14 protein-coding genes are annotated in these 14,249 nt (G+C 51.7%); 8 read left to right on the top strand and 6 right to left on the bottom strand.

From position 1 onward, the window contains the following. Window positions 1-45: 45 nt before the first annotated feature. The 4 genes from H6F46_RS10690 to glgA form a co-directional block, all read right to left on the bottom strand. Entirely contained in the window at window positions 46-1,053 is a 1,008-nt protein-coding gene (locus H6F46_RS10690; RefSeq protein ID WP_199291505.1) for a hypothetical protein, read from the bottom strand. Between the two features lie 29 nt (window positions 1,054-1,082). Beyond that, complete coding sequence (locus tag H6F46_RS10685; RefSeq protein WP_190355239.1) at window positions 1,083-1,223, bottom strand: hypothetical protein; 141 nt, start codon at window positions 1,221-1,223, stop codon at window positions 1,083-1,085. Window positions 1,224-1,338: 115 nt separating this feature from the next. Continuing rightward, window positions 1,339-1,575, bottom strand: a complete 237-nt coding sequence (locus tag H6F46_RS10680) for a photosystem II protein, Psb35-related (RefSeq protein ID WP_099532531.1) — start codon at window positions 1,573-1,575, stop codon at window positions 1,339-1,341. 335 nt (window positions 1,576-1,910) lie between these two features. Next, entirely contained in the window at window positions 1,911-3,362 is a 1,452-nt protein-coding gene (gene glgA, locus H6F46_RS10675; RefSeq protein WP_099532530.1) for a glycogen synthase GlgA, read from the bottom strand. Between the two features lie 477 nt (window positions 3,363-3,839). On the opposite strand from glgA, the gene H6F46_RS10670 reads away from it, so the two are divergent. The 7 genes from H6F46_RS10670 to H6F46_RS10640 all read left to right on the top strand — a co-directional run bounded on the left by H6F46_RS10670 (window position 3,840) and on the right by H6F46_RS10640 (window position 12,316). Then, window positions 3,840-4,796 (top strand): RNA polymerase sigma factor, RpoD/SigA family, encoded by a 957-nt coding sequence (locus tag H6F46_RS10670; protein ID WP_099532528.1) that lies wholly within the window; start codon window positions 3,840-3,842, stop codon window positions 4,794-4,796. Between the two features lie 329 nt (window positions 4,797-5,125). After that, window positions 5,126-6,088, top strand: a complete 963-nt coding sequence (locus tag H6F46_RS10665; protein WP_190355240.1) for a glycosyltransferase family A protein — start codon at window positions 5,126-5,128, stop codon at window positions 6,086-6,088. A 767-nt stretch (window positions 6,089-6,855) separates the two neighbouring features. Beyond that, window positions 6,856-7,737, top strand: coding sequence for a CPBP family intramembrane glutamic endopeptidase (locus H6F46_RS10660; RefSeq protein ID WP_190355241.1), 882 nt, complete (start codon window positions 6,856-6,858; stop codon window positions 7,735-7,737). A gap of 163 nt (window positions 7,738-7,900) precedes the next feature. After that, window positions 7,901-9,829, top strand: a complete 1,929-nt coding sequence (gene mnmG, locus H6F46_RS10655) for a tRNA uridine-5-carboxymethylaminomethyl(34) synthesis enzyme MnmG (RefSeq protein WP_190355242.1) — start codon at window positions 7,901-7,903, stop codon at window positions 9,827-9,829. A gap of 84 nt (window positions 9,830-9,913) precedes the next feature. After that, a complete protein-coding gene (locus H6F46_RS10650; protein WP_190355243.1) occupies window positions 9,914-11,425 on the top strand; it encodes a hypothetical protein in 1,512 nt (503 codons plus the stop codon). 237 nt (window positions 11,426-11,662) lie between these two features. Then, a complete protein-coding gene (locus H6F46_RS10645; RefSeq protein ID WP_190355244.1) occupies window positions 11,663-11,998 on the top strand; it encodes a nucleotidyltransferase family protein in 336 nt (111 codons plus the stop codon). Window positions 11,999-12,088: 90 nt separating this feature from the next. Continuing rightward, a complete protein-coding gene (locus H6F46_RS10640) occupies window positions 12,089-12,316 on the top strand; it encodes a DUF86 domain-containing protein (RefSeq protein ID WP_199291504.1) in 228 nt (75 codons plus the stop codon). 34 nt (window positions 12,317-12,350) lie between these two features. Here the strand turns inward: H6F46_RS10640 and H6F46_RS10635 are convergent, their stop codons facing one another. Further along, on the bottom strand, window positions 12,351-12,608 hold the full coding sequence (locus H6F46_RS10635) for a hypothetical protein (protein ID WP_190355245.1): 258 nt from the start codon (window positions 12,606-12,608) through the stop codon (window positions 12,351-12,353). Between the two features lie 114 nt (window positions 12,609-12,722). On the opposite strand from H6F46_RS10635, the gene H6F46_RS10630 reads away from it, so the two are divergent. After that, a complete protein-coding gene (locus H6F46_RS10630) occupies window positions 12,723-13,241 on the top strand; it encodes a DUF2199 domain-containing protein (protein ID WP_190355246.1) in 519 nt (172 codons plus the stop codon). 24 nt (window positions 13,242-13,265) lie between these two features. On the opposite strand, the gene H6F46_RS10625 is transcribed toward H6F46_RS10630, so the two are convergent. Further along, window positions 13,266-13,943 carry a Uma2 family endonuclease gene (locus H6F46_RS10625; protein ID WP_190355247.1) on the bottom strand — a complete coding sequence of 226 codons (678 nt, stop codon included), beginning with the start codon at window positions 13,941-13,943 and terminating at the stop codon, window positions 13,266-13,268. Window positions 13,944-14,249 lie beyond the last annotated feature (306 nt).

Raw genomic sequence — 14,249 nt, 5'->3', positions numbered from 1 at the left:
GCTGCGAATTAACCAGCCGCCCGGTCAGCTTCGTTTGCAACTCAGCTAGCGGCGACGGCCGCTGCTGCCAAAACCACTGCGCCGACTGGAAGATCCCGAGCTACGCGATCGCTCCCGCGCGGAAGAACCGGACGATCGAAAGGTGCTGCTGCCAAAGCCGGCCCCGGTCGATCGGCTGCCATCGCGGCTTGGGGAACGAGTGGCGCTGGACGGCGTGGCGGTTGTGGTGGAGTCAGGGGTTGTGCTGGGCGTGGCGGCCGGAGATGAACCACTGGTGTTGGAACCAAAGCCGCTCGATCGGGAAGTGGGGCTAGGGCTGCGGGTGGGGCTGTTTGCTGGCGAAGGTCGCAAATTTTGGGTGGTGCGGAAGTTGCGATTTTGCACGGGCGCTGGGGGAGCGTTGTAGCGCTGTTGGTATTGCCCGGCGGCCTGTTCATAGGTTCCGCCATAGCCGCCAAATCCCGTCAGCACCGATCCCGATCGATAGGGCGGCGGCACGTAGTAGTAGGGCTGATAAAAATCCAGGTCAATTTCCAACTCCCCACCGCGCTGCATCGGTTGCCAGTAGGTAGGTTGCAGTCCCGCCTGTTGCACTTGGGTCGGTTCACCGCTCAACATTTCAATTTTGAAAGTGGGCAGCAGATGCAACACCGGAGAACTCGTGGGGCTGCTGACGGCCAGATAGCTGGTTTTGCCCGCTTTGGCTTCAGCTTCCGGAATCTGAGCCATTTGCAAGTTGCTGATCCGGTAGGGACTCATCCCCGGCGGCGCATTCAGCAACATGAGGGTATATTCCCCGGTGCTGTTGTTGTAGCTGGCCTGTTGCACGGGATAGTTACCCGCCACCGCAGGCGCAGCGGCCCTTTGGTTGACGATGCCATTGTTCGTCGAGCTGTTGGCATTATTGGCATTGTTGGCGGAACCACCGCAGGCCGCCACACCACCCCCCAGGGCGATCGCCAAAGCCAGCACAGTGAAACGCCGGAGGGCCACCGATCGCGATCGAGACCAAACGGGAGCCAAAGAGTCTGCCAACAACCGATGAGAAACCATAGCAACCACATCAATCAACCATCACGACTCTACAAAACTTTCGGGATGGCCAGCAATGGCGAAAAGTGAGTGATGACCGATGGCCGGCTATTGCGGCCCGACGAGTCCTGATCGCCCCACCGCCCGATCGCTTCCCGATCGCCCAAGGACTCAAAACAGCAAAACAGCAAAACGACGGCTCAGCACAAAGACTGAAGCCGTCGAGAGAGGAGAAAAGAAATGAGACGATTAACGCGGCTGAAATTCAGCTAAAGGCTTTTGAAGCTTGCAGTTCAAAACCTGCCCCTACTGTTGGGTCACCTGCTTGCTGGTATACGCATCCATGGCGTAGGCATAGGCGGGGCGGCGCTTGCCGTAATCGATCGAGGAACCCGTGATCGCTTGGGCCAGGGTTTCAAATTCTTGGGAATTCCAGTTGCGCGAGTGGATCGGTTTGGTCTGCTCGCCCAGGAAATAGGCTTGGGTTCCGAGGACGACGGCTGCGAGCCAGCCGATCGCGAACAGTGCGATGAGTAAAACCATGACAACCTCTCGGGGTGATCGCAACGCTTTGTTGCCTTATGTAAATAAATGTAACAACATATTTACGATCTGTCAAGCAAATCCCTCGGGACGGTTTTCCTCGCATTGCCTTACCATGCCCAAAGTCAGCTAATCCCGCCCGTTCAAGGGTTTCTGGTGACGGTAATGGCCGGGTTTGATCCCTCCAAAGTCCGGTTTTTTGCCCCGAGCCACCCAAGACAGCCCATCAAAAAGCGATCGGCCATGGCCGATCGCTGAGGAACAAAAGCCCGGATTCTGAGAATCTGGCTCAAATTGTTAAAGAACGTTGCAAGCTTGGGAAGCGGAATCAGCCCCTAGGACAAGGCCGCCTCCAGGCGATCGTGGGCGGCCGGTTCCGCCACGGGCGTTAGGATCCCCAGTTCCGATTCTGGGATTCCCAGCAGGTTGCCGTAAAGCTTCACGTATTCGATCGCGGATTTTTCCCAACTGAAATCTTGGCCCATGGCCCGCTGCTGCAACTTGAGCCATTCCGCCTTGAACCGGAAGGCTTCCGAAGCCCGCACCATGCAGGTAAACAAATCCAGCGGTTCATAGCGATCGAAACAATAGCCCGTGCCCGCTTGGCCCACGGGATCGTTATGTTGCACCGTGTCCACCAGGCCGCCGGTCCGCCGCACGATCGGGATGCAACCATAGCGCATGGCCAGCATTTGACTGATTCCGCAAGGTTCAAACCGCGACGGCATCAGGAACGCATCGCACCCGGCATAAATCCGGCGGGAAAGGGCATCGTTGTATAGCAAAAAGACTGAAACGCGGCCAGGATGGCGGGCCGCCAGTTCCCACATCTGGGTTTCATAGTAGCGATCGCCCGTTCCCAGCAGCACAAACTGCGAATCGGTGTAGGCCAAGAAGCGATCGATCGTTTGCATGATCAGATCCACCCCTTTTTGTTCCACCAACCGCGACACCATCCCCACCAGGAACGTGTTGGCATTGATCTCTAGGCCCATCTCCTCTTGCAGGGCCACCTTGTTCAACCGGCGATTCTCGATCGTCTCGGCCGTGAACGGTTTGACCAAAGCGCGATCGGTGGCTGGGTCGTAAACCTCCGTGTCAATCCCGTTCACAATTCCCGACAGCTTGCCGCTAATCCAAGACATCAACCCCTCCAACTGCTCGCCATAGGTGGGGGTTTGGATTTGGTGGGCATAGGTGGGCGACACCGTGGTGACCCGATCGGCATATTGCACCGCCGCCGCCAAGGTGTTGTGGCCCTGCATATACCAAGGACACCAGGTCATTTGCTCCAATTTCCAGCGCCAAGGCCCTTGGTAAGCCAGGTTGTGAATCGTAAAGACCGTCGAGATGTCCGGCGATTGGTGCATCCAAACCGGAATCATGCCCGTGTGCCAATCGTGGCAGTGAATAATCTGAGGTTTCCAATAGTTCCAGGCAAATTCCGAGGCGGCATTGGCAAACAGGGTAAACCGCCAATCCTCGTCATCCCCAGAATAGATACGCCGCGGCCAAAATGCCGGATGCCCCATTAGGTATAGGGGAACATCGGTTCCCGGCAGGGTTGTTTCATAGACGGCAAACCGCTGAAACATGGCATCGCTCCACCAAATTGGCTCCTTGGGCGCGTCCACTAACTTGTCAGCGATGAAGCCATAGAACGGCATAAAGATCCGCACGTCGTGGCCCATGGCCCGCAACACCTTGGGCAACGCACCAACCACATCGCCCATGCCACCCACCTTGGCCAGGGGAGCTACTTCAGCGGAAACAAACAGGATTCTCATGGGGCGATCGCTTCTATATAGAGATCAGATGCTATGCAGGGCTGTAACTGTTTTACCAGCGGTTCGGTGTTTTGGGAGTGCTTATTGCTGCCGATCCCCACCGATCCCCTGAAGCCGATCGCCCCGTGGGGCCCCATCAGGCAGTCACGAATTTTGCAAACCGGGTTTTGTGCGCCCATCCATCTTGCTTATTGCGAAAATCAGCACATTTTTGCCCGATCTCAGCCGCTGGTTTCCCTGATCGCCCTGGTTTTTTCAAACCCTGGCCAGCCGCACAATGACGGGCAATTCAGGATTTTGTGATTCAAGATGCAGACCACCTCGCCAAAGGTGGGTATCCTAAAATTAGAGAACGCAATGATTTCGAGTTTTGATATTTCTTTACTAATTTGCCGTCAAAACTGCAAAACGACTTCAAAATTCGTTACTATAGAGTTTCCTCAGTTGCCCAGCGGTCGTTCGCGGAGCCGAACTGCCATGAAAAAAGACCCCACAGCTACGGATCTCGTTCGCGCCTACCTTCGTGAAATTGGTCGCGTTCCCCTGCTCACCCACGAGCAAGAAATCGTCTTGGGCAAGCAGGTACAACGCCTCAACGTTCTGCAAGAGGAAAAAGACAAGCTGACCCTGCGCCTGGGCTATGAACCCGGCTTGGCGGAATGGGCAGCAGCAATTGGCTTGAGCCTAGATGAGCTGAAAGCCGCCATTCGCGAGGGCGATCGCGCCAAACGCAAAATGGTGGAAGCAAACCTGCGCCTCGTGGTGTCCGTTGCCAAGAAATACATCAAGCGAAATGTGGACCTTCTGGATCTGATCCAAGAGGGCACGATCGGGATGCAGCGCGGCGTTGAGAAGTTTGACCCCACCAAGGGCTATCGGTTCAGTACCTATGCCTATTGGTGGATCCGTCAGGCCATCACTCGGGCGATCGCGGAAAAGGGGCGCACCATCCGCCTCCCGATCCACATCACCGAGAAACTGAACAAAATCAAAAAAGCCCAGCGCACCCTGTCGCAACAACTGGGCCGCAGCGCCACCATCGCCGAGTTGGGCGACGAAATTGGCCTCTCTCCCAAGCAAATCCGGGATTACCTGGAACGGGCCCGCCAGCCCCTATCGTTGGATTTGCGAGTGGGCGACAACCAAGACACGGAACTTGGTGAGCTGCTCGAAGACGAAGGGCCCTCCCCGGAGGAATTCGCCACCCAGTCTTCCCTGCGCGGCGACATTGAAACCATCATGGCCGACTTGACCCCCCAACAGCGGGAAGTGCTTTCCCTACGCTTTGGGTTAAGTGACGGTCAGGCACTCACGTTGGCCAAAATTGGCGATCGCCTGCAAATTAGCCGCGAGCGCGTCCGCCAAATTGAACGCGAAGCTCTCACCAAGCTCCGCAAACACAAGGCAGACATCCGTGAATACCTAGCCAGTTAAGGATTTGGTGCTCATTTGTTGCTGAACTTCTGTTGCTGGACTTGAGTTCGTCTCTTAATCGACCATTTATATTACTATAGTACGCTGGGTCAAGTTGATCCGGCGTATTTTTTGGCTTTATAGGGAACGGGGCGATCGACTACCTCGGGGGTTCTTGGCGTGGAGCGAAATCCGGAGAAAATATAAAATCTTCATGAGTTTTTCACAATCCAAATCGCCATTATGAAGTGTTGATGAAGAGACTAGGCGAAAAAGGTCTCAAAATCTATGATTGGGATCAAGCGGTACTTAACCAAATGTTCTTCTACGTCTTCATTTGGTGACTCTTCATGAAATTCTCAGTTGTTATCCCCTGCTATAACGCCGAACAATGGATCAATCAGGCTTTGCAAAGCATTGCCGAACAAACCATTCCAGCTAGCGAAGTCATTGTGGTTGATGATGGTTCCACCGATCGCTCGATCGAGTGTCTCCGTTGCAGCCCAGTGCCAACCAAAATTTTGCGCACACCCAATCTGGGCCCCGGAGGAGCCAGAAATGCAGGAATTGCCACCGCCACTGGTGATTGGGTTGCTTTTTTAGATGCCGATGATTGGTGGAAACCAAACCACTTAGAACGCATTCAAGACTTAGTTGGCAACTCGGACGATGTGCTTTATTTGGCTGCCGCTGAGCACTATTCCATCAGTGCCGATCGAGTGGTTTCCATGTCCGATACAGGCCCATTTTCAGAGCCAACGGGGCAACTAGATCACGCCACTTATTTCCAGCTTTATCGCAAGCATGGCATCTTGGAACTGTCGAGTTTGGCCGCCCGTCGATCGCACCTGCAAGCCGTTGGCGGGTTTGATGAAAAAGCATCCGGTGCAGAGGATTTAGAATTGGTTTTGCGGGTCATTCATGGCCAAACCTGGGCTTACGATCCCGTGCCTTCCAGCCTGTATCGATGCAGCAATCCTGCTAGCTACTCCCGCACTGCCCATGCCAACGAGCAGCGCTTAACCGCTAAGTTTCGGGTCTTTTTGAAGCACCGCGATCACTATCAAATCAGCCAATCAATCTTCATGGAGCTGGGCAAAACCATGATGAGCAAGGCAATTATGAGCGGTGATTGGCAAATGCAACAGCGGGTTAAAGAGTTGGTTTATTACTACCTGTCAACTCCCCAGAAAGCTGTTTTCTCGATCGCTGGACAGTTACCCACCTTCTATAGCCTATTGAATCAACTGCGCAATCAACTGAAAGGAGAGCAGTACCGACCTCGCAAGGTGTTGAACCCGGTCAGTGCTTGATCTCTTCAACGTTGCTTCCTAGGCTTTCATACCATTGCATTGCTCTTGATTGGGGTCACTCCATTTCAGACCCAATTTCAGAGCCTGCTAAAAGCGGTTCACAGCTAGCTGTCAATCGAGTTCTGTACTTTCATCTTTCACAGAACCGGAGCATTCAATTTGTTCTGGTTCTATTTTATTTTTCGATTTTTCCTATATTTCTGATTGATTTCTATATTTTGAAGATGAATAGTAGCTCCGTTGACTTTGACTTTCTGGCAATCCAGATGACCATGCCACAGATAGGCCACTTAAACATCGCCAGACTTCGTTTGATCAGTCTCGATCACAAAGAAACCGCCTAATTTTCCTGATTAGTGGCGTGAGAAATTGAGCAAATTGCCGCATGATTGCCACATAATCGATCTCCGTCAAATCCGGTGAGGTCGTCTTGGCCTCGCCTTGGCTGGCAGGAGGTCTGAAAAACCAAAACTGCTACCCTGTGGATCGCCTCGATCGACGCAGACCGGGGGCTGAAGCTCCTTGAACCCGGGACTCTTGGCGCTTTGCCAGTCCCCCAAGTGACTTCTCAGGCATCTTCATTTAGGTCTAAATTGACCTGTTGATGAACCCTGAGTTGACCCTGATTTGGCTCTCAGTTAGTTCTGAGTTAGTTCTAAACTGACCCATTGGAACCGCAGCCCTCAGCTTCAGCCACCCGCACCAGCCTGAGTGCGCCGTGCCGTTGACTGCGTTAGTCCTGCCACGACGGAGAAACTGTAGCGCTCATGTTCGATCGCCTCTTGGCCCAAGCTCCCAAGCTCGCGGCCTATCCCCTGCCCTTGCGGATTGCCAGCTTCATCGGTGTGTTGTTGGTGTTGTGGTTGCCGGTGGCGGCCCTCACCTGCTGGCCGCTGGTGCTGTCCCTGGGTTGGAGCCACAACCTCACCAACCTGATGGCGGTGTTGACCTTATATTTGGCCATTCTGACCACCCTGTGGCTGTGGGGGCGACGGGTGCGCGGTCAGCAACGGCCGCTCTCTGCCTATGGTTGGTCTTGGAACCGGGGCATGGTGCAGGATTTGGCGATGGGCGTGGCGATCGCGATCGGGAGTTTTGCCCTGCTCCATGGTCTCTATTTCCTGTTGGGTTGGTTTTGGTGGGAAACGCCGCCTAATCAGTCCTGGTTAACCATTTGGCTGAATGGCATTCTCAACGGAGTGGGGATTGCGTTCCTCGAAGAACTGTTTTTCCGAGGTTGGTTTTTGGCAGAATTTCGCCACTCCATGCCCCGGAAGCAAGCGGCCATTTGGACGAGCGCAATTTTTGCGACCCTGCATTTTTTGAAGCCTTTGGATGCGGTTTTGGCCACTTGGCCCCAATGGCCGGGCCTGTGGCTGTTGGGAATGACCATGGTGCAGGCGCGGGCCTTGGGGCGGGCCCAACCGGGCAGTTTGGGTTGGTCGATCGGGATGCATGGCGGTTGGGTTTGCACCATTACTGTTCTGAGCCTCAGCGGCATGGGACACTACAGCCCGGCCGTGCCCGCTTGGCTCACGGGCATTGGTGGTAACCCATTGGCCAGTGTGTCGGGGTTGGCCTTCATGGCGATCGTGTTTGGGCTGTTGCGCTGGCGATCGCACCGGCAATCCATGCCCCCCATCCACTAAAAATTGCTTAGGAAATCCTTGGGAAAGCGCCTGGAAATCTCATCAAGATTTGGTCGCCATCTGATCACCTGAATGATCCTCTGATCAGCCCCATGGCGAATCCAAGACCTCAGCCAAATATGTCAAAATTCCTGTACGCCTTGATTTGCGCCCCAAATTTCCCATGACTGTCGCCGCTCTCGATCGCCCCGTTCAACCCGATTTCCAAGACGACTTCGATGTGATTGTCGTGGGAGCCGGCCATGCGGGCTGCGAGGCGGCCTTGGCGGCGGCCCGGCTCGGTTGCAAAACCCTGCTGATCACCCTGAATTTGGACAAAATCGCCTGGCAGCCTTGCAACCCAGCCGTGGGCGGCCCAGCCAAGTCGCAGCTTGTCCATGAAGCCGATGCATTGGGCGGCGAAATTGGCAAAATCGCCGATCGCACCTATCTGCAAAAGCGTGTGTTGAATGCCTCCCGCGGCCCAGCAGTTTGGGCGCTGCGGGCCCAAACGGACAAGCGCGAATATGCCGCCGAAATGAAACAGGTGGTGGAAAACCAGCCCAACTTGCTGATCCGAGAGGCGATGGTCACGGATCTGATTTTGGGAAACAACGACGAAATCATCGGCGTAGAAACCTATTTTGGCGTGGCGTTCCGCTGTCGATCGGTAGTGCTGACCACGGGCACGTTCCTGGGCGGGATCATCTGGGTCGGCAACAAGTCGATGCCCGCCGGTCGCGCCGGGGAATTCGCCGCCGTGGGGCTGACGGACACCCTGAAACGGCTGGGCTTTGAGACCGATCGCCTGAAAACCGGCACGCCCGCCCGGGTCGATCGGCGATCGGTGGACTTCAGCAAAATGGAACCCCAGCCGCCCGACCCCGATAACCGCTGGTTTAGCTTCGACCCGGCGGCTCACATTGAGCGGGAGCAAATGAATTGCTATTTAACCCGCACCACCGCCAAAACCCATCGCCTAATTCAAGAAAACCTGCATTTGTCGCCGGTCTATGGCGGCTGGGTTGATGCCAAGGGGCCGCGCTATTGCCCCAGCATTGAAGATAAAATCGTGCGCTTTGCCGACAAGGAATCGCACCAAATTTTCATTGAACCGGAAGGGCGCGAAATTCCAGAACTTTACATTCAAGGTTTTTCAACGGGCTTGCCGGAACGCTTGCAAATTACCATGTTGCGATCGCTGCCGGGGCTGGAAAATTGCACGATGTTGCGCCCGGCCTATGCAGTGGAATATGACTATTTGCCCGCCACCCAGTGCTATCCAACGATGATGACCAAAACCGTGGAAGGGCTATTTTGTGCGGGGCAAATTAACGGCACGACAGGTTACGAAGAAGCAGCCGCCCAAGGGTTAGTCGCGGGCATCAACGCAGCTCGGTTGGCACAACAAAAACCGCCGATTATTTTGCCGCGTGAAAGCAGCTATATTGGCACGCTGCTCGATGATTTGTGCACGAAAGAATTGCGCGAACCCTACCGAATGCTGACCTCGCGATCAGAATATCGGCTGTTGTTGCGATCGGACAATGCCGATCGCCGGTTAACGCCTTTGGGTCGCGAAATTGGCTTGATTGACGATCGCCGCTGGGATCTGTTCCAAACCAAACAGGCGAACATTGCCGCTGAACAGGAACGGCTGCAAACCTCGCGGGTCAAGGAAAATGACCCATCAGCTCCGGCGATCGTCGCGGCAACGGGTGGCCCGATCAAAGGCTCCGTAACCCTGGCGGAGTTGCTGAAGCGGCCGGGCTTCCACTACGAACAATTGGCGGAGTTTGGGTTAGGCAATCCTGATCTCGATCGCGCCGAAACGGAAGGGGCAGAAATCGAAATCAAATATTCTGGCTACATCCAACGGCAACAACGACAAATCGAGGCGATCGCCCGCCAAGAAAATCGCCGCTTACCGGAAAATTTGGATTACCAGGCGATCGACACGCTCTCGAAGGAATCGCGCGAAAAACTAGCAAAGGTGCGTCCCCTTACGGTGGGTCAAGCATCGCGAATCGGTGGTGTAAACCCGGCGGATATCAACGCGCTGTTGATCTATTTGGAACTGCGCGATCGGCAGCCTACGGCTACCATCGGCTAGTAGCTTTTAGGGTTTTCAATACTACACTCGTGCTGCTCTGCTCTATACGATTGGATTTAGGCTCTTCAAATTGCTAATAAAGGCATGAATATTTTTTTGTTTTCGCTGGAAAAGACAGAAAGTAAATTTACTCATGCTTCTCTTAGAGAACACCTTTTGGAGAATGAGGATTTTAAAATAGCTGTCAGCCTTCCATCTATTGGCTGGGCGCAGTCTCCTGTGAGTATTGCTGATGACTATCTATTTGCTTTGTATTTTGGTGAATCCATTAGCCCTTTTTGTCAAGAAATATCTTGTACTATAGAACATAGTCGAGAGTGTCATCAAGTAATTTTCGATGTTCATCCAATCAAAGAAGAAGCTACTTTGAATAGTCTAGTATCTGAAATATTGCGCTTCTCTGATGTGGATGATGAAAAGGAATCAGGTATGAGATTCTGGGATACTCTTGAAGAGTTTAGAATAGATTTATCCCCAGACCAAATACTGACCTTTCCTGAATTAGCTGATGAATACATGATCAACTCAATAGCTGGCATCAATGACTGGGATTTTAGTCCAGATGAAGAACGAGAGCACTATGAAAGATATCCCGAAGAAGAGTTTGGTTTCTTTCATTCATATGTCAGCCCCCATATTGGCTATGCTGTTTATACCTCTACATGGGCTTGGATAGTTCCTTCTTATTCTGCTCATAGGGAGTTTATTCCTGATCTCGATCAATTACTGCTGCTATATGCAGGCTTTGGAAGTAAGTTACCCGTGATGCAAGAAGCTAATGTTTTTTCAATTGGAGTTTTACAGCCGGTGGTTTTGAATAAATTGGTAATGATGTTTTTTCCTAGAGAAAATTACGAAATTGCAAGAGAATGTACAGATGCTATTTTGAGAAAAATGATGACTTTTACCAAGAAAGAGTGTTCACAAAAGTCCGTAGCAAGTCTCTTTCAAGCGCCAAGACCACTTCTTTCCTTCTCCGTAAAACTATCAGAGGATGGTCACCTAATGATTATCCGGGATGAGGTCGCACAGTATATTTTCTTTAGAAGCAGTCTTGCATCTCTCAGCAATTTACAAGAAGGGAGTTATGAATTTGCTCTTGAGCAATTATCAGAGAAGATTGGTGATCTAGCAGGACATAGTGTTGATATATCCTGTCCTTGGGAAAAAATAGATGATGATTTATTTGAACAACTTTGTTACGACTTGATTATACATTCTCCTGACTTTGACCCAGATACCAGGCAAAAAATGGGGAAGTCACGTTCCCGAGATGGTGGGCGCGATATTGAAATATACACTTACAGTCGGTTGAATCGACCAAGAAGAAAATGGATTATTCAATGCAAGTTATTAAAAAGAGGAGCAACTCTCGCAGGATCAAAAGTACAAGTTTCTGATGTCATCGATCAATATGGAGCTGGAGGTTTTTGCATAATGACTAATGGTGTTATTGATGCAACACTACATGACAAGCTAGATGGCATTTCCCGCAATAAAAAGATTGAAATAGAAAAGTGGGATTATCTTAAAATTGAACGCTTATTGGCAACTCCGAAATATCGCAACATTAAGAAGCGCTATTTCGGAATATAGAACCTTAATCTGCATTCGATATGAATCTGGAATACCTAGATTGCCTTCGTTTTCGAGATAAATTCAGAGGCAGCAGTAGGGTGGGAACTGCCCACCTCATAATCTATCGTTCAGCACATCTGATCACCTTTGGCAGAAAGTCATCATGGATTAGAGAATGGATACCACATGGGCCAGAGGGTGGTGGGCACTGCCCACCCTACTAGCTTTTTGTCAGTGGTCAATGGAAATTTGCTCATGCAAAGCTTTCGAGTCATCGCCTCAAAAGTTGCGATCAATGAGAACCAAATTTCAGCCTTCTGCCAGCGCTGGAAAATTACAGAATTTTCATTGTTTGGGTCAGTCCTAAGAGACGATTTCCAACCCGAAAGTAGTGATATTGATGTGCTTATTTCGTTTTCCCCGAATGCGCATTGGACACTGTTTGACTGGGCAGATATGGAAGATGAAATTCAACAAATTTTCCAACGAAAAGTTGATCTAATCAGTCGCCGAGGACTAGAGCGCAGCCGCAATGAGCAACGCCGTCAAGCCATCCTAGATTCTGCCCAAGTGATTTATGCAGCCTCGTGAACCAAACTACCTACGAGATATGCTAAACGCTGCACAATTGGCGCAAAGCTTTGTACAGGGTATTGACTGGGAAGTATTTGAACAAGATTAATGCGCCAAGCTGCGGTCATTCGTCAGTTTGAGATCATTGGTGAAGCCGCTCGTAGAATTTCTACTGAAACTCAAGCAGCTATTCCGAGCATTCCTTGGGCTAAAGTGATTGGGATGCGAAATCGCCTGATTCATGAATATGATGCGATCGATCTCGAAGTCATTTGGGACACTATTCATCTGGCATTGCCGGGGCTAATCACTGCCATAGAACGAGCCATTACCTGATTTCCAGGGGCTAACTCGATCGCGTTGGTTGTGCTCAACCGGGTAGCGAATCCAGCAAAGCAGTCAACATTCGGCCTGGATCGGCTTTCAGCTTCACCGCCACCAGACCCAACAAACCACTAGCCGCTAAACCCAAAAACCAACCGCCCACTGGCCAAGGCACATCTGCCACGCCATAGCAGTAGAGCGCAGCGAAAGCCAGTCCCAAAAGCCCCAGAACAGTGCCGCCCCAAAATCGCTGCCAAGTCGTCAGGTTCTGGTCTGGATTAAGATCATCAGGTTGCGTCTTCATCAATTCACCGGACAATAATAGGTGGACGATCAGGCGTTAAGTGCTGATCTGCTTCTCCAATGTAGCGAAACTCAGCTCAGGATTGTGTCCCCAAGTTCAAGATTCATAGATCAAATGGACTTTTCGTTTCAATGTACCTACTGCCATGAAGTGCATGAAGGATCACCAAGCTTTGGGTTCACAGCGCCCGATCCCTACGTGGCACTTAGCGAGGAACAGAAGCAGTCGATCGCTTCGCTGACCGATGATCTATGCGTGATTCGCTATGAAAATGGCACAGTCGATCGATTTGTCCGAGCAGTGCTGGAAGTCCCCATTCATGGCATTGATCGCCCCTTTCTCTGGGGAATTTGGGTCTCAGCAAGTGAGCAAAGTTTTGATCGGTATGTTGCCACGTTTGATGACCCGATTGAGGGCGATGGTTTCTTTGGGTGGATCTCAAATCGCATTCCTGAATATCCCGTGGAGTCGATGCGATCGGGTGATGTTTACATCCAAATGGGTCAGCAGCGCCCCAAAGTCCTGCTTCATCAGCCTAAGCAAGGAATTGATCAACTATTCATCGATCAGCAGCAAGGAATTCCAGTCGATCGCGCCCAAGTTCTAACCGAAAAACTCTTACACGGACTCTAGGGTGTCACGAATAAACCTCAGGAATTATCCGGCTTGCTCTGCCTGAGTCCACCGTTGCATCAGCCATTGCATTGTTTCCCCTTGGCTCTCCTGTTGGCTCCGTTGCAAGGCGTCGGAAACTAGGGCGATCGACAGGTTGGGTAATACTGCTGACGTTTCAATCACGCCGCTGCGACCCTGATCAATTCCAAATGCCATCACCTGGGATTGCACCGAATCCACCACCCAATATTCCTGAATTCCTAACTGTTCATACAACAGTCGCTTAAATCCCAAGTCTGTATTGAGGGAACTGGCGGCAATTTCGATCACCAACGTGGGCGGCGCATACTGATTCAGATCGACGATTGCATTATTAGCTGGTGGCAAGCGGCGATCTGCCCCCAAATAAAACGCAATGTCCGGCTGGGCTTCCCGTTCTCCTGGTTTCTGGAAGCTTGTGTTTGTGTAACCATGAACTCGTATGCCTTGCTGCATGGCATACAACAAAATGATTGCACTCAGCAATGTGTTATCTCGTCCGTGCAGTGGCCCAACTGGTGACATATCAATCAAAAACCAACCATCGTGATAAAAGCATCGAGCCGCTGCGGGTTCGGGGTGATCGGCTTGCTGGCGAAAATCTGTCCAGGAGCCAGCCAGCCAGCCTTCGTCTAAGGAAGCAATGGTTGGGTTCGGTGCGATCGTTGCAAGATCGATCATGGATTGTTAGCCTCAGTGCGATCGCCTCATTTGATTATGACTCAAGGCTTTAATGCATCTCAGTTGAATTTTTGACCAATAATCAAGTTCGAATTTGATAGCTGTTAATTGATCAACTGCGGTAGCGTTTGACTTCAACCATCAGCACCAAACGCCCATCTGCACCGCGCACGACCAAATCTGCTTGCATTTAAGGAGTTCCAGTTAATAGTCCAAGCACAATTCTTACCAGAAGTGCCTAGCTCCAGTATCGCTGATCCCATTGAGTCAGCATAAAAGTACAGATGCCGACCTAGGAGCGATCGG

It is taken from the genome of Limnothrix sp. FACHB-1083 (assembly GCF_014696485.1).
GTDB lineage: Bacteria > Cyanobacteriota > Cyanobacteriia > CACIAM-69d > CACIAM-69d > CACIAM-69d.
This window is presented reverse-complemented; position numbering and strand designations above follow the sequence as displayed.

Excerpts from the sequence above, each read along its gene's own strand:
- H6F46_RS10670 (WP_099532528.1), top strand. The coding sequence starts at position 3,840 with ATGAAAAAAGACCCCACAGCTACGGATCTCGTTCGCGCCTACCTTCGT.
- H6F46_RS10680 (WP_099532531.1), bottom strand. The coding sequence starts at position 1,575 with ATGGTTTTACTCATCGCACTGTTCGCGATCGGCTGGCTCGCAGCCGTC.
- H6F46_RS10640 (WP_199291504.1), top strand. The coding sequence starts at position 12,089 with ATGCGCCAAGCTGCGGTCATTCGTCAGTTTGAGATCATTGGTGAAGCC.
- mnmG (WP_190355242.1), top strand. The coding sequence starts at position 7,901 with ATGACTGTCGCCGCTCTCGATCGCCCCGTTCAACCCGATTTCCAAGAC.
- H6F46_RS10660 (WP_190355241.1), top strand. The coding sequence starts at position 6,856 with ATGTTCGATCGCCTCTTGGCCCAAGCTCCCAAGCTCGCGGCCTATCCC.
- H6F46_RS10635 (WP_190355245.1), bottom strand. The coding sequence starts at position 12,608 with ATGAAGACGCAACCTGATGATCTTAATCCAGACCAGAACCTGACGACT.
- H6F46_RS10690 (WP_199291505.1), bottom strand. The coding sequence starts at position 1,053 with ATGGTTTCTCATCGGTTGTTGGCAGACTCTTTGGCTCCCGTTTGGTCT.
- H6F46_RS10625 (WP_190355247.1), bottom strand. The coding sequence starts at position 13,943 with ATGATCGATCTTGCAACGATCGCACCGAACCCAACCATTGCTTCCTTA.
- H6F46_RS10665 (WP_190355240.1), top strand. The coding sequence starts at position 5,126 with ATGAAATTCTCAGTTGTTATCCCCTGCTATAACGCCGAACAATGGATC.
- H6F46_RS10650 (WP_190355243.1), top strand. The coding sequence starts at position 9,914 with ATGAATATTTTTTTGTTTTCGCTGGAAAAGACAGAAAGTAAATTTACT.
- glgA (WP_099532530.1), bottom strand. The coding sequence starts at position 3,362 with ATGAGAATCCTGTTTGTTTCCGCTGAAGTAGCTCCCCTGGCCAAGGTG.
- H6F46_RS10630 (WP_190355246.1), top strand. The coding sequence starts at position 12,723 with ATGGACTTTTCGTTTCAATGTACCTACTGCCATGAAGTGCATGAAGGA.
- H6F46_RS10645 (WP_190355244.1), top strand. The coding sequence starts at position 11,663 with ATGCAAAGCTTTCGAGTCATCGCCTCAAAAGTTGCGATCAATGAGAAC.